This window comes from Streptomyces sannanensis (genome assembly GCF_039536205.1).
Taxonomy (GTDB): Bacteria; Actinomycetota; Actinomycetes; order Streptomycetales; family Streptomycetaceae; genus Streptomyces; species Streptomyces sannanensis.
In genome coordinates this window covers 4,049,051-4,062,629 of the sequence record NZ_BAAAYL010000001.1, presented here as the reverse complement: position 1 = coordinate 4,062,629, position 13,579 = coordinate 4,049,051, and the positions used below count along the sequence as shown (strand labels likewise).

General features: G+C 69.6%; 13 protein-coding genes. 2 read left to right on the top strand and 11 right to left on the bottom strand.

Translation table 11 applies throughout. The features are described 5' to 3' along the window. Positions 1-15: 15 nt before the first annotated feature. Positions 16-540, bottom strand: a complete 525-nt coding sequence (rpsI, locus tag ABD858_RS19315) for a 30S ribosomal protein S9 (RefSeq protein WP_345039197.1) — start codon at positions 538-540, stop codon at positions 16-18. A gap of 42 nt (positions 541-582) precedes the next feature. Beyond that, positions 583-1,026 carry a 50S ribosomal protein L13 gene (gene rplM / locus ABD858_RS19310; RefSeq protein WP_345039195.1) on the bottom strand — a complete coding sequence of 148 codons (444 nt, stop codon included), beginning with the start codon at positions 1,024-1,026 and terminating at the stop codon, positions 583-585. Between the two features lie 326 nt (positions 1,027-1,352). Here rplM and ABD858_RS19305 point away from each other — a divergent pair, with 326 nt between their 5' ends. Continuing rightward, the gene (locus ABD858_RS19305) at positions 1,353-1,898 is read left to right on the top strand and encodes an LURP-one-related family protein (protein WP_345039192.1); all 546 of its coding nucleotides are present in this window, start codon (positions 1,353-1,355) and stop codon (positions 1,896-1,898) included. A 4-nt stretch (positions 1,899-1,902) separates the two neighbouring features. On the opposite strand, the gene ABD858_RS19300 is transcribed toward ABD858_RS19305, so the two are convergent. Then, the gene (locus ABD858_RS19300; protein WP_425586226.1) at positions 1,903-3,522 is read right to left on the bottom strand and encodes an ABC-F family ATP-binding cassette domain-containing protein; all 1,620 of its coding nucleotides are present in this window, start codon (positions 3,520-3,522) and stop codon (positions 1,903-1,905) included. Between the two features lie 89 nt (positions 3,523-3,611). Here ABD858_RS19300 and ABD858_RS19295 point away from each other — a divergent pair, with 89 nt between their 5' ends. Further along, a complete protein-coding gene (locus tag ABD858_RS19295; RefSeq protein WP_345039189.1) occupies positions 3,612-4,412 on the top strand; it encodes a hypothetical protein in 801 nt (266 codons plus the stop codon). A gap of 6 nt (positions 4,413-4,418) precedes the next feature. Here the strand turns inward: ABD858_RS19295 and ABD858_RS19290 are convergent, their stop codons facing one another. The 8 genes from ABD858_RS19290 to rpsK all read right to left on the bottom strand — a co-directional run bounded on the left by ABD858_RS19290 (position 4,419) and on the right by rpsK (position 13,579). After that, complete coding sequence (locus tag ABD858_RS19290; RefSeq protein WP_345039187.1) at positions 4,419-6,065, bottom strand: glycosyltransferase family 39 protein; 1,647 nt, start codon at positions 6,063-6,065, stop codon at positions 4,419-4,421. Continuing rightward, positions 6,065-7,063 (bottom strand): glycoside hydrolase family 26 protein, encoded by a 999-nt coding sequence (locus ABD858_RS19285; RefSeq protein WP_345039184.1) that lies wholly within the window; start codon positions 7,061-7,063, stop codon positions 6,065-6,067. Before ABD858_RS19285 ends, ABD858_RS19290 begins: the two co-directional genes overlap by 1 nt. After that, complete coding sequence (locus ABD858_RS19280) at positions 7,060-8,619, bottom strand: glycosyltransferase family 2 protein (RefSeq protein WP_345039180.1); 1,560 nt, start codon at positions 8,617-8,619, stop codon at positions 7,060-7,062. The genes ABD858_RS19285 and ABD858_RS19280 overlap by 4 nt, the downstream gene beginning before the upstream one ends. A gap of 66 nt (positions 8,620-8,685) precedes the next feature. After that, positions 8,686-10,230: a glycosyltransferase family 39 protein gene (locus ABD858_RS19275; protein ID WP_345039178.1), complete on the bottom strand. Its 1,545-nt coding sequence runs from the start codon at positions 10,228-10,230 to the stop codon at positions 8,686-8,688. Between the two features lie 137 nt (positions 10,231-10,367). Then, the gene (gene truA, locus ABD858_RS19270; RefSeq protein ID WP_345039176.1) at positions 10,368-11,222 is read right to left on the bottom strand and encodes a tRNA pseudouridine(38-40) synthase TruA; all 855 of its coding nucleotides are present in this window, start codon (positions 11,220-11,222) and stop codon (positions 10,368-10,370) included. An 85-nt stretch (positions 11,223-11,307) separates the two neighbouring features. Next, positions 11,308-11,802, bottom strand: coding sequence for a 50S ribosomal protein L17 (rplQ, locus tag ABD858_RS19265; protein ID WP_345039174.1), 495 nt, complete (start codon positions 11,800-11,802; stop codon positions 11,308-11,310). Between the two features lie 149 nt (positions 11,803-11,951). Next, positions 11,952-12,971: a DNA-directed RNA polymerase subunit alpha gene (locus ABD858_RS19260; protein ID WP_345039171.1), complete on the bottom strand. Its 1,020-nt coding sequence runs from the start codon at positions 12,969-12,971 to the stop codon at positions 11,952-11,954. Positions 12,972-13,174: 203 nt separating this feature from the next. Then, entirely contained in the window at positions 13,175-13,579 is a 405-nt protein-coding gene (gene rpsK / locus ABD858_RS19255; RefSeq protein ID WP_003956432.1) for a 30S ribosomal protein S11, read from the bottom strand.

The following is a 13,579-nucleotide window of genomic DNA, read 5'->3' as shown; positions in this document are numbered from 1 at the left end:
TGAAGCAGGCGGGGTTTAGCGCTTGCTGTACTGCGGCGCCTTGCGGGCCTTCTTCAGACCGGCCTTCTTGCGCTCGACCGCACGGTCGTCACGCTTCAGGAAGCCGGCCTTCTTCAGCGGGCCGCGGTTGTTGTCCACGTCCGCCTCGTTCAGCGCGCGGGCCACGCCCAGGCGCAGGGCGCCGGCCTGGCCGGAGACACCGCCACCCGCGATGCGGGCGATGACGTCGTAGCGGCCGTCCAGCTCCAGAACCTTGAACGGCTCGTTGACTTCCTGCTGGTGCACCTTGTTCGGGAAGTAGTCCTCGAGGGTGCGACCGTTGATCTTCCACTTGCCGGTGCCCGGAACGATCCGGACGCGGGCAATGGCGTTCTTGCGGCGGCCCAGGCCGGCGGCCGGCTGGGGCTCGCCGAAGCGGGAGGCCAGCGACTCGCTGGTGTACTCGCCCTCGATGGGGGCCTCGGACTCGAAGGTGGTGACCTCGGCGTAGGTCTCCTCGCCCTCGACGGCAGCGTCCTCGAAAGTGGTCTCGTCGGCCACGATTCTCCTCAGATTCTCTTCAGTCTTAGGGGGTGGCCGGAATTACTGCGCGACCTGGGTGATCTCGAACGGCACCGGCTGCTGGGCAGCGTGCGGGTGCTGGTCGCCCGAGTAGACCTTCAGCTTCGAGAGCATCTGACGGCCGAGGGAGTTCTTGGGGATCATGCCCTTGATGGCCTTCTCGACGGCCTTCTCGGGGTTGTTCGCCAGAAGGTCGTCGTAGCGGACGGAGCGCAGACCACCCGGGTAACCGGAGTGGCGGTACGCCATCTTCTGGGTCCGCTTGTTGCCGGACAGGTGAACCTTGTCGGCGTTGATGATGATGACGAAGTCACCCATGTCCATGTGGGGCGCGTAGATCGGCTTGTGCTTGCCCCGGAGGAGGTTCGCGGCAGTGGTCGCCAGACGGCCCAGGACGACGTCCTGAGCGTCAATGACGTGCCACTGGCGGGTGACATCGCCGGGCTTGGGGCTGTACGTACGCACGGTCGTAGCCTTCGCTTCTTCAGTGAGTGGGTCCTGACAAGGCCACCACGGACGATCACGACAGCCATGACCGCACGGCGGTGACGCAAACCGCGTGCTGGTCGCTGGTCATCGGCCCGGTGGACCGGCGTAACGGCCTCTCACGTGAGAACGAGCAAGCCAATACGCATAACGAACTCAGGAGCTTACCCGGGGCGCCCCGGACGGGTCAAAACGCCCCCGCGAGACCACGACGAAAGTCCTGGAACGGGGCAACTTCCGGGGAGTGCCAGGACGCCCCTTCCGTCCCTAGTGTCCCACTCATCCAGAGCCTCACCGAGTTCCACATGCGCCAGAAGATCACCCCCATCGTGAACCGCTACGTGATCTCCGCCCAGGAGGACGGGCCGGTCGTCGTCTTCGCCGAGCAGAAGCGTTTCAAGCTCAAGGAGGAGGTCACCCACTGGACCGGCGAGGACCGCCGAACACTCTGCCGCTTCAAGGCGCGCCAGATCGACCTCGGCGCCGTCTACGACGTGACCGGCGCGGACGGCGAGCCCCTCGGCTCGTTCAAGAAGGACGCGAAGGCCTCGCTGCTCCGCTCCACCCGGTACCTCACGCCCGACGGCCGGCCCCCGGCCACCGGCACCGAACGCAGCCTCGGCACCGCGGTGGCCCGCCGGGTCCTGGAGGTCGCGGACGCGCTCCCGATTCCGGTGCCGGTGCCGTACGTGTACCACTTCGACTTCGCCCGGAAGGACGTCCCGGTCATGTCCGTGGAACGCAAACGGGGCATCCTCGACCGCTACCGGATCTCGGTCCAGGGCAGCACCCTGGACCGCCGCCTGGCCCTCGCCATGGCGGTGGCACTGTACGCCCTCCAGGCCCGCTAGGGGATCAGCGCGCTCGTTCGACGCGGCGTTCGTCCCAGACCGGCTCGTTCGTCTCCCGGACGACGCCGTCCGAGCCGAAGACCAGGTAGCGGTCGAAGGACTTCGCGAACCAGCGGTCGTGGGTGACCGCGAGGACCGTGCCGTCGTAGGACTCCAGACCGTCCTGGAGTGCCTCCGCGGACTCCAGGTCCAGGTTGTCCGTGGGCTCGTCCAGGAGCAGCGCGGTCGTGCCGGCCAGCTCCAGGAGGAGGATCTGGAAGCGGGCCTGCTGACCGCCGGAGAGCTTCTCGAAGGGCTGGTCGCCCTGGCGTTCCAGTTCGTACCGGCGCAGCGCGCTCATCGCCTGCCCGCGGTCCTTCGCGTGCTCCGTCCACAGGATGTCGACAAGCGTGCGGCCGAGCAGCTCGGGGTGGGCGTGGGTCTGGGCGAAGTGCCCGGGGACGACGCGTGCGCCCAGCTTCCACATGCCCGTGTGGGCCACCGGCTCGCCCGCCAGCAGGCGGAGGAAGTGGGACTTCCCGGAGCCGTTGGAGCCGAGGACGGCGACGCGCTCGCCGTAGAAGACCTCCAGCGAGAAGGGCTTCATCAGCCCCGTGAGCTCCAGGCCCTCGCAGGTGAATGCCCGCACGCCGGTGCGCCCGCCGGCCAGCCGCATCCGGATGTCCTGCTCGCGCGGCGGCTCCGGCGGCGGCCCGGCCTCCTCGAACTTCTTGAAGCGGGTCTGCATCGCGCGGTAGCGGGACGCCATGTCGGGGCTGATCTCCGCCTGCTGCCGCAGCCGGTGGAGCAGTGCCTTCAGCCGGGCGTGCTCCTCGTCCCAGCGTCGCTTGAGCTCCTCGAAACGGGCGAAGCGCTCCCGCCGCGCCTCGTGGTACGTACCGAAGCCGCCGCCGTGCATCCAGACGTCCGACCCGGCCGGGCTGGGCTCCACGCTGACGATCTTCTCGGCGGCCCGGGCCAGCAGCTCCCGGTCGTGCGAGATGAAGAGGACCGTCTTGCGGGTCTCCTTGAGACGCTCCTCGAGCCAACGCTTGCCGGGCACGTCCAGATAGTTGTCCGGCTCGTCGAGCAGCAGCACCTCGTCGGGGCCGCGCAGCAGCGCCTCCAGGACGAGCCGCTTCTGCTCGCCGCCGGAGAGCGTGCGTACCTCACGCCACTGGGCCTTCTCGTACGGGATGCCGAGCGCCGCCATGGTGCACATGTCCCAGACCGTCTCGGCCTCGTACCCACGCGCCTCCGCCCAGTCGCTGAGCGCCTGGGCGTACCGCATCTGCGCGGCCTCGTCGTCCACCGTCATGATGGCGTGCTCGGCCGCGTCGACGGCCGCCGCGGCCTCCCTGACGCGCGGCTGGGCGACCGAGACCAGCAGGTCGCGGACCGTACGCTCGTCCCGCACCGAGCCGACGAACTGGGGCATCACACCGAGTCCGCCACTGACCGTCACGGTCCCGCCGTGCGGCTGCAGTTCGCCGGAGATCAGTCGCAGCAGCGTGGTCTTGCCCGCGCCGTTGGCGCCGACCAGGGCGACCACGGCGCCCTCCCCCACTCGGAATGACGCATCACCGAGCAGCACCCGCCCGTCGGGCAGGTAGTACTCCAGGTGCGCGGCCTCGACATGTCCCATGGTGGGCATCATCCGGTACCGATGGGGCATTTCCCAAAGGGTTTTAGGCCCCGGCACGGCCGGCCGGACAGGACCTTAGGATGCCCGGCATGAGCTTTGGCACACAGAGTCCGGACTGGGCCGCACTCGCCGAGCAGGCCGATGCGCGCAAACGGCGCAGGAAGTGGCTGTGGACCGGCGGCGGGGTGGTCGCGACCGCCGCGGTCGTGGCGACGGTGATCGTGACGGCCGGCGGCACCGAGGGACGCGGTGCGGCCGCAAGCGATCTGCCGAGCCCGAAGGAACTGCCCGGCCGGTCCGCGCAGCCGGCGCCCTCCTTCTCCTCGGTGGCGCCGCCTCCCCCGCCGGACCCCAAGGAGTTCATATCCAGCGCCGGGAAGGACACGGCTCCGCTGAGCGCCGACACGCTCTTCCCCGGCCACAGTCTGACCATGGGCGACCGGGTCTACACCAAGGGTCCGACGGCCGGCACCACGGACTGCGCCGCGGCCACCGAGGGTGCGCTGGGTCCGGTGCTCACCCGTAACGGCTGCGACCGGATGTTCCGCGCGACCTACACGAAGGACGGGGTCGCCGTCACCGTGGGCGTCGCGGTCTTCGAGTCCGCGGCGCAGGCCGCCAGGGCCAAGGAGGAGGCCGTCGGCGGCATCGCCCCGCTGTCCGGTGCCGGTGTCCCGTCCTTCTGCCACTCGACCGTCTGCCGGCGCACCGCCAACAGCGTGGGCCGCTACACGTACTTCACCTATGCCGGCTTCACCAGCGGCAAGCGGGTCACCGAGGCCGACCGGGGTGTTTTCGGGGCCGGCGACGACCTCGCCGAGTTCGCCTTCCGGCAGATCTACGCCCGCGGGCAGCAGCAGGCCTCGGCGGCGGCCGACGCCGGGCGGTGACACCCGCTACCGCCTGACCCAGATGCGATACGCACCGCCGCCGTCACTCAGCTCGAACGGAACGGCTGCGAGGAGGCGGTACTTCTCGTTTCCCTCCAGGGCCCCGGCGACCACCTCGTCCATCTCGGGAGTGGCGTAGCCGTCGAGTACGACGAGGTCGAACCAGCCGTCCGCGATGGCCCTGCGGTAGCCGTCCGGGCCGGTGTGCCTCCTGCCGTCGGCGCCCTCGTAGTCGATGCCGTACAGCGAGCTCCACTGGTCCTGGCTGGTGCGGTCCCGCAGGTAGTACATGGGGATCTCACGCGTGGAGGCGAGATAGCGGCCGCCGTCGGTGAGGTATTCCTTCAGCGTCTCCAGATGGGTGGCCCGGGGCCAGGACGCGAACCGTTCGGCCGACTGGGCCAGGCCCATGCAGAGCATGACCACCCAGATCACGATCCCGAACTGCGGGTGGCGGAAGTGCGCGCCGACGAGCCGGACCAGGCCGACGCCCGCCATGGGCGCAGCGAACAGCAGACCGTAACCCAGGTGCTTGTTGAGGGAGATGGAAGCCGCGAGGTGGATCTGGTAGGCCGGGGCGAGCAGGGCCGTGCCGCACAGCAGCAGTCCCAGCAGGCCGCGCCGGCACCGGCCCGGAACGCTCTGCCGCAGCGCCGCCGGCGACTCGTTCATCCGGCCCCGGCGCAGGTAGGAAACGGCCCCGCCGCACGCCGTCAGAAACATCAGGCCGCCCCACAGAGCGGACTTCCCCAGCAGGTCCACAGCGGAATCGGTGCCGTGTGCGCGTTGGGTGGTGGTGAACCGTACGCCGTCGATGACGTCCGTGAAGCAGAGCCCGAGGCCGAGCAGCGCACCGGTGCCGAGTGCGAGGAGCAACGCCCGTGCGACGCTCTTCCTGCCGTGGTGGTGCCGGGCGGTCAGCAGTGCGAGGACCACGAGCGTGGGCAGATAGAGCGCGGAGGCGTACTTGACCGCCGCCGCGAGGACCGCGACCGGTGCGGCGAGCAGGACCGCCACGAGGGGCGACCGGCCGGTCCTCACGACGATCCAGGCGGCCAGTGCCAGCAGGAAGACCGCCGGAGCGTCGAACGTGGCGAAGAAGCCGAGCACGACGGTGGACTGGGTGACGGCGAAAAGCGCTGCCGCGGCGAGCGCCACCCGCTCGTTGAACAGGCGGCGGCTGAGGGAGTACAGCAGCGATGTCGCGCCGAGCATGAAGGCGAGGCTCAGCACGCGCGCGCCGGTGAGTCCGTACCACGCGTCCACGAGGGCGGCGAGCACCGGATACAGGAACGGCGAGCCCGAGAAGTAGCCGGCGTAGTGCGTGGGCACGGGAGTGCCGCGGAGCAGATGGTCCAGCAGCGTATGCCCGGCGGAGAGGTACAGCGCCTCGTCCTGGGCGGCGGTGTTGTGCAGCCGCAGCGAGAGCACCGCCTGGACCATGAGGACGCAGAACAGTCCCGCCCGGCCGGCCCAGGTCCGCCGCGGGCTGGGCCCCATGTCCCAGGCCGTCTCCGGTGGCACCGGGACGTGGTACTCGGGCGCGGACGGGCGTGGCAGCCCGGGCGCCGGCTCGGGTGCCGTCAGCGTCCGGACGGCCATGTGCCGCCCCGCGGGGATCGCCACCGGGATCTCGTTCGTCGGATCTTTCATCACGGCTTCCGTACGTCGAATCCGAACATGTCGTCGGCGGCCAGCCGCTTGAACTCGGCGAGTGCCACAGGGGTCGAGGACAGCCGCCAGTCGGCCCGCTTGTTGTGGTCGAACCAGACGAAGCCGAGGACGTCGTCACGCGACTGGACTCCGGCGAAGAGGCTGCGGACGACCGCCGTTCGGGCCTCGGTGGGCTCGGACGCGGTTTCCAGGAGCAGCAGCGGCTTCCTGGTGAAGGTGCGGATCGCGTCGATCGTCGGCCCGAAGAGGGTGTCGAAGGTCTCTCCCTCCCAGGTGGTGAAGTAGCCGACGAGGCCTACCCAGTCGACGTAGCCGTCCCCGGGGTAGTAGGCCTTGAGATCGATGCTCAGAGCGGGCTGGATGACGTTGGGCGCCCAGGTCCAGATCACATTGGCGGCTCCGGCCTCGGTGAACAGGCCGTGGATGTGCTTCCAGGCCCGCACATAGTCGGCCGGTTCGTTGTTCCTGGTCCCCCAGTCGTTCCACCAGCCGTTCATCTCGTCGGCGAAGGAGATCGCGAGCGGGAGCCTCAGTTCGGCCACTTCGGCCGCGTACTTCTTGATGTACTCGTCCGACTTCCCGTCGGCGATGTCCGCGAGGGTGGTGCCGTGGGGCTCCCAGGACACGACGGTCATCGCCCCGTACTCCCAGGCGTTGCGGACGCCTTGTTCGTTGAGGGCGTCGCCCCAGGACGCGTAGGTCTCGATCAGATTCGGCTTCTTGCCGACCATCCCGGCGTACGCCTCGACCGGCTCCATGCTGCGCGGTGCCCCCGCCACGGCGGCGCCGAAGTACTTCCGCCCGGGCTGGATCAGCGGCCGTACGTCGTGGGGAACGACGGCCGGCTCGGCACGCGGGCCGTTGCGGGCCTGCCGGGCGTCGCGGCCGAGGGGCTCGGGAGAACAGCCGGCGAGGGTGGTGAGCAGGGCGGCGAGCAGCAGGCCGGCCGCGGTCATGGGACGTGGCGTGGACATCATGCGGTACTCCCCGTTCGAGGCTGGACCAGGGCCCGGCCGACGACGCATGCGTAGAAGAGGCCGGCCGACAGGACGAGAGCGAAGTCCGGGGCGTGCATCGTGAGCATCCGCCAGAGCCCGGCGCCGACCCAGATCAGCGCGGTTCCGCCGCTCCATGCCCACATGCCGGTCCAGAACCGGCGGGTTCTGTTCCGCTTCGCGGCGGAGGAGCCGGTCGCCTGCCAGCCCATGCGGTTCTTGCGCAGGATGTCCCAGACGGCGAAGACGTGCGCCCAGCCGTACATCAGCCGGATGGACCAGGCCTCCAGCCGGAACGGGAGCCGCTGCCACATCGGGAGGACGAGCGTCGCGTAGACGGCTCCGGGCAGGATCAGCCAGATGTACTCGGCCTTCAGCTTCTCCGGCATGGCGAGCAGCAGCGTGATCGGGACCAGCGGGGCGACGAAGGTGAACAGCGCCGTGTGGAGGTAGTAGAGGAAGCCCGACAGGTAGCAGAGCCGGGCGGGCAGACGCATGGGGGACAGCCAGAACTTCCTGCTGCTCAGCAGGCTCATGGAGCCGGCGCACCAGCGGTACTGCTGGTTGAAGAAGGCGCCCCCGTTGTCCGGGCACACGCCCGCGGCCAGGGCGACCGGCACATAGCGCAGATCCCAGCCGAGCCGGCGCAGGTCGAAACCGGTGTGCACATCCTCCGAGTGCTCGATCAGGGTGGTGCCGCCGTTGGCCTCCAGCGCCGTGCGCCGGTACACGGCGCAGCTGCCGACGCAGATCGCACCGCCGTTGTGCTGCCGGGACACCTGTACGCAGCGGTAGAAGAGCTCCTGCACCGCGCCCGCCCCGCGCTCGATCCAGTTCTGGGAGTCGAGGACCCTGAAGTACTGGGGGGACTGGATGATGCCGAGCCGTTCGTCCGCCTCCATGTACGGCAGCAACTCGTCGAGCAGATCGGCGCGCGGCGCGAAGTCCGCGTCGAGGATCAGGATGTACGCGCCGCCGGACCGCGCGAAGCCGTAGTGCAGATTGCCGGCTTTCTTGAACCATCCCCGGTTGGGGCGGCTGCCGTAGCGGAAGCCGAAGTCGGCGGCCATGGCCTGCAGTTCGGGGCTGGCCGAGTCGTCCAGGACGAAGGGCACACAGACGCCCGGGTAGCGGTCGGCGAGCGCGCGCACATGGGTCCAGGTGTTGTGCAGTACCTCGATCGGCTCACCGCACACCGGCAGGAACACATCGACGGACGGATACACCTCCGGCTGCCACTCGCACACCAGCCGCCAATGGCGCTCGATGTCGAAGCCTCTGCTGAAGGCGTTCACCCGCAACGAGACCAGGTAGTAGACCACGGTGAACACCAGCAGCGGGGTGTACAGCCACAGCAGCGGGGTCGATTCCGACAGCCTCAGCTGACTGACCGCCAGGCAGACGAAGCTGACCAGGGAACAGAGTGTCAGCACCCAGAGGCGGCGCTTCACATAGGAGTACTTCTCGGCCTCCGTCGGCGGCAGCGGCAGCAGCCCCGGTGGCGCCGCCGTGCCGCGCACAAGCGTCCGACTGTCCACCGTGCACCCTTCACCCGAATATCTTTTTCAGGTGGAATCTTGACATAACAGACATATAATCCATCGTCAGACTCGCGACAGAAGCTGCACCGTCACCCAGGGCAGCCGCTCGGTGCGCACCACCTCGAACGCGTCCAGCGCCGCGGCCGTCCTCCCGTTCATGCCCTTGCGCGGGTCCCCGGCGACGGTGGAGATCAGCCACACGCGGTCGGTGCCGGCCAGGCAGCGGGCGGGGCGGCCGCATTCGAACGCGCCGTAGGTGCCGAGCTCCTGCGGAGCCCGCTCCATCAGCACGTCCTCGGGACGGGCCCCCTCCCGCAGCTCGTACGCCATGGCCTTGCGTTCCGACAGCCCGCCGTGGAAGACCATCCCGTCACCGGGGCGCTGACTCTCCCTCACGATCCGTGCCACACCCGCGTAGTCCGGCTCGTACGGGAGGTCCCGCCTGACGGAGTCGATTGCCGGCAACGCCAGCAGGGTGAATGACACGGCGGAGGGCACCACCAGCAGCAGGCTGCACACCCGCCGCCCCCTGGCCGCGGCCGGGCCGGCGAACGGCCCCACCGGCCCGGTGAGGGCAGCCGCCGCGAGCAGCACCCATGCGGGAATGGTGAACAGCAGGTACCGGGGCAGGAAGAGATGGAGCCGGTCGGCCGTCAGAAAGGTCAGCAGCGGCGGCAGCACCGCCCAGGGAACCAACAGCGCCGCATGACGGCCCACCATCAGCAGCCCGACGACACCGGCGGCCATCATCACTCCGCCGGTGATCCACGAGCCGAAGAGCGCCGTCGGGTAGGTGGCGAGGTAGCGCGTGGTCGCACTGACCCACGCGATCTGGGCGCTCTGCCCGGCACCCGCGAGCGCCATCGGGACGAGGGAGGAGACGCCCGCCACCCCCGCGCCGGCGAACGCCGGGACGGCGATCCGGTCCCCGCCTCGTCGGGCCAGCAGAACCGGCCCGGCATGGGCGGCCACCACAAGGAGCGCCACCAGATGGCTGAACCCGGTCAGTGCGATCGCCAGCGCGTAGAGCGACCAGCCCTTCAGTGTGTGCCGCTCCAGAACGCTCGCCAGCAGAAAGGTCGCAAGCAGCGTGAAGAGCATGGCGAAGCTGTACGGACGCGCCTCCTGGCCGTACCGGGTGACCGCGGGCAGCACGGCGAACAGCAGACCGGACAGCAGACCGGCCCGCACGTTGAACAGCTTCCGCCCGATGAGCGCCAGCAGACCGGCCGACACCGCCATGGCCAGCGCCTCGGGCAGCCGCAGGGCGGCCGGCGAACTGCCCGCGACCATGATCCACAGGTGCATCAGGGCGTAGTACGGCGCGAAGACCACGTCGATCCGCTCGATCAGCGCCCCCAGGTCCGCGTACGACAGCGTGGACGCCCACCAGGTGGCGTGCTCGTCACGCCACAGCTGACGTCGGCCGAGGCCGGTCAGGACACAGGCCAGTGCGGCCGCCGTGGGCAGCAGGAAGAGCAGGGCGGAGGCCGCACGCCCGTCACGCGGCCGGAACCGGCGGCCGGTCCTCCGTGCCGCCGCCGAGGCCTGCGGTCCGTCCAGGGGCTGCTGTGCGGGCACGGTGTGCTGTGCGGTCGCGGAGGTCATCGCGTCACCCGGATCCGTCGGTGCGGCAGTGGCAACGCAGCGTAAGTGCGCGCCGGCACGGCGACCGGACAGCACACACCGTCGTCAACCCGGGTTGACCGGAATGGGGGCCCGCCCGGACGAGGTCCGGGGGAGACTCAGCAGCAGCCGGTGCCCGGCAGCGACCTCTTGTTGCGGGCCTCGCGACTGCGCCAGGCCAGCAGTTCGTCGGCCGGGTAGGCGACCTCCTCCAGCGTGAGGCCGTGCGGGCGTACGACGTGGACCGCGGAGTCCCGTACCCCCGCGGCCAGCACCTTCGCGGGCCAGTCCACCGGGCGGTGGCCGTCACCCACGAAGAGCAGCGCGCCGACCAGGGAGCGCACCATGTTGTGGCAGAAGGCGTCGGCACGCACGGTCGCGGTGATGATCCCGGACGCGTCGCGCTCCCAGCCGAGGTGCTGGAGCGTACGGATGGTCGTGGCGCCCTCGCGCTTGCGGCAGTACGCAGCGAAGTCGTGCTCGCCGAGCAGCTTCTCGGCGGCCTCGTTCATGGCGTCCACGTCCAGCGGCCAGTCGTACCGGAGAACATGCCCGCGCAGCAGCGGGTCCACCCCGCCGGGGTGGTCGGTGACCCGGTAGGCATAGCGCCGCCAGATCGCCGAGAAGCGGGCGTTGAAGCCGGCCGGGGCCTCCTCGGCCTTCCATACCCGCACATCGTGCGGCAGCCGCCCGGCGAGCCGTCGCAACAGCTTCTCCGCGTGCTCGGCCCACACGGCCTCCGGCAGATCGACGTGCGCGACCTGGCCGCGCGCGTGCACGCCCGCGTCCGTACGCCCGGCGACCGTCAGTTCGTACGTCTCCGACGACCGGGTGACCGTACGCAGCGCTTCCTCGATCTCCTGCTGCACGGTCCGCTGCCCACGGGCCTGCTTGGCCCAGCCGGAGAAGTCCTTGCCGTCGTACGAAAGATCCAGCCGCACCCGTACGAAGCCGGGCTCCACCTCATCGCTCACGCGTCAATCCTCTCAAGCCCCTCATGCGGAACGGGCCCGCCCCCGCGAGGGGGACGGGCCCGTCCATCAGCCTTCAGAACGCGACTCAGGCGTCCTTGGACTCCTCGGCCGGAGCCTCGGCAGCCTCGTCGGCCTTGGTCTCCTCGACCTTGGCCTCCTCGGCCTCCTTGACCGCACGCTTGGTGGCGGCCTCGGCCTCGGCGACGGTCGCCTTCTTCGCGATCTCACCCTCGACCAGCTCGATCACGGCCATCGGGGCGTTGTCGCCACGACGGTTGCCGATCTTGGTGATGCGGGTGTAGCCACCCGGGCGCTCCGCGTAGCGCGGGGCGATCTCGGTGAAGAGCGTGTGGACGATGCTCTTGTCGGTGATCGTCTGCAGCACCAGGCGACGGTTGTGGATGTCGCCCTTCTTCGCCTTGGTGATCAGGCGCTCGGCGACCGGACGCAGGCGGCGGGCCTTGGCCTCGGTCGTGGTGATGCGGCCGTGCTCGAACAGCGACTTGGCGAGGTTCGCCAGCAGCAGCTTCTCGTGCGCGGCGCTGCCGCCCAGACGGGCACCCTTGGCGGGACGCGGCATTGTGTTTCTCCTTGTGTCTGCACCGGCCGTGTCAGGTACCGGTGTCAGTTACCGACGGGCCAGTGCCCGCCGGAAGTCTGTACCGGGGACGAGGCCCCGGACCCGGCGCGGGGCGTCCGGAACGATCCGGGCGCCCCTGCCGGAGGCGATCAGTACTGCTCGGTCTCCACGAAGCCCGTGTCGTCGTCGTCGGCGCCGAAGGCGTCCGCGGCGGCGGTCGGGTCGAATCCGGGCGGGCTGTCCTTGAGGGCCAGGCCCATGCCGGCCAGCTTCGCCTTGACCTCGTCGATCGACTTCGCACCGAAGTTGCGGATGTCGAGCAGGTCGGCCTCGGAACGGGCGACGAGCTCACCCACGGAGTGGATGCCCTCGCGCTTGAGGCAGTTGTAGGACCGAACGGTGAGCTCGAGCTCCTCGATCGGCAGCGCCAGGTCGGCGGCCAGGGCGGCGTCCGTCGGGGACGGGCCCATGTCGATGCCCTCGGCGTCGATGTTGAGCTCGCGGGCCAGACCGAACAGCTCCACCAGGGTCTTGCCGGCGGACGCCATGGCGTCACGCGGGCGCATGGCCTGCTTGGTCTCGACGTCGACGATCAGCTTGTCGAAGTCGGTGCGCTGCTCGACACGGGTCGCCTCGACCTTGTAGGTGACCTTGAGCACCGGCGAGTAGATGGAGTCGACCGGGATACGGCCGATCTCCTGGCCGACCTGCTTGTTCTGGACGGCGGAGACATAGCCGCGACCGCGCTCGACGGTCAGCTCCATCTCCAGCTTGCCCTTGCCGTTCAGCGTGGCCAGGACCAGGTCGGGGTTGTGCACCTCGACACCGGCCGGCGGGGCGATGTCGGCAGCGGTGACCAGGCCGGGGCCCTGCTTGCGCAGGTACATCACGACCGGCTCGTCGTGCTCGGAGGAGACGACCAGCTGCTTGATGTTCAGGATGAGGTCGGTGACGTCCTCCTTGACGCCCGGCACGGTGGTGAACTCGTGCAGGACACCGTCGATGCGGATGGACGTGACCGCCGCACCCGGGATCGAGGAGAGGAGCGTACGACGCAGAGAGTTGCCGAGGGTGTAGCCGAAGCCCGGCTCCAGCGGCTCGATGACGAACCGCGAGCGGTACTCGTCGACAACCTCTTCGGTCAGCGAGGGACGCTGAGCGATCAGCATGTCTTTTGATCCTTCAGTCGTGGGCGCCCGCTATTTGACGCCCTGAGGTACTGCAAGGGTACGGGCGGTACGCCCCGAAGGGGACGTACCGCCCGGACGCTCAGATTCGCACAGTGGTCAGACGCGGCCTCGCTTCGACGAAGCAAGACACGGCGCGACGCCAGACGCGGCCTCGCTTCGACGAAGCAAGACACGGCGAGACGTCAGACGCGGCGGCGCTTCGGCGGGCGGCAGCCGTTGTGCGGGGTGGGGGTGACGTCCTGGATCGAGCCGACCTCGAGGCCGGTGGCCTGGAGGGAGCGGATCGCGGTCTCACGGCCGGAGCCGGGACCCTTGACGAAGACGTCGACCTTGCGCATGCCGTGCTCCTGCGCGCGGCGGGCGGCCGACTCGGCGGCCATCTGCGCGGCGAAGGGGGTGGACTTGCGCGAGCCCTTGAAGCCGACGTGGCCGGCGGAGGCCCAGGAGATCACGTTGCCGGACGGGTCCGTGATCGAAACGATGGTGTTGTTGAACGTGCTCTTGATGTGCGCGTGGCCGTGAGCGACGTTCTTCTTTTCCTTGCGGCGCACCTTCTTGGCAGCGCCCTGACGGCCCTTAGGAGGCAT

Coding starts and splice junctions, on each gene's coding strand:
- ABD858_RS19305 (WP_345039192.1), top strand. CDS start 1,353: ATGCGCCAGAAGATCACCCCCATCGTGAACCGCTACGTGATCTCCGCC.
- ABD858_RS19300 (WP_425586226.1), bottom strand. CDS start 3,522: ATGGGACATGTCGAGGCCGCGCACCTGGAGTACTACCTGCCCGACGGG.
- ABD858_RS19295 (WP_345039189.1), top strand. CDS start 3,612: ATGAGCTTTGGCACACAGAGTCCGGACTGGGCCGCACTCGCCGAGCAG.
- ABD858_RS19290 (WP_345039187.1), bottom strand. CDS start 6,065: ATGAAAGATCCGACGAACGAGATCCCGGTGGCGATCCCCGCGGGGCGG.
- ABD858_RS19285 (WP_345039184.1), bottom strand. CDS start 7,063: ATGATGTCCACGCCACGTCCCATGACCGCGGCCGGCCTGCTGCTCGCC.
- ABD858_RS19275 (WP_345039178.1), bottom strand. CDS start 10,230: ATGACCTCCGCGACCGCACAGCACACCGTGCCCGCACAGCAGCCCCTG.
- rplQ (WP_345039174.1), bottom strand. CDS start 11,802: ATGCCGCGTCCCGCCAAGGGTGCCCGTCTGGGCGGCAGCGCCGCGCAC.
- ABD858_RS19260 (WP_345039171.1), bottom strand. CDS start 12,971: ATGCTGATCGCTCAGCGTCCCTCGCTGACCGAAGAGGTTGTCGACGAG.
- rpsK (WP_003956432.1), bottom strand. CDS start 13,579: ATGCCTCCTAAGGGCCGTCAGGGCGCTGCCAAGAAGGTGCGCCGCAAG.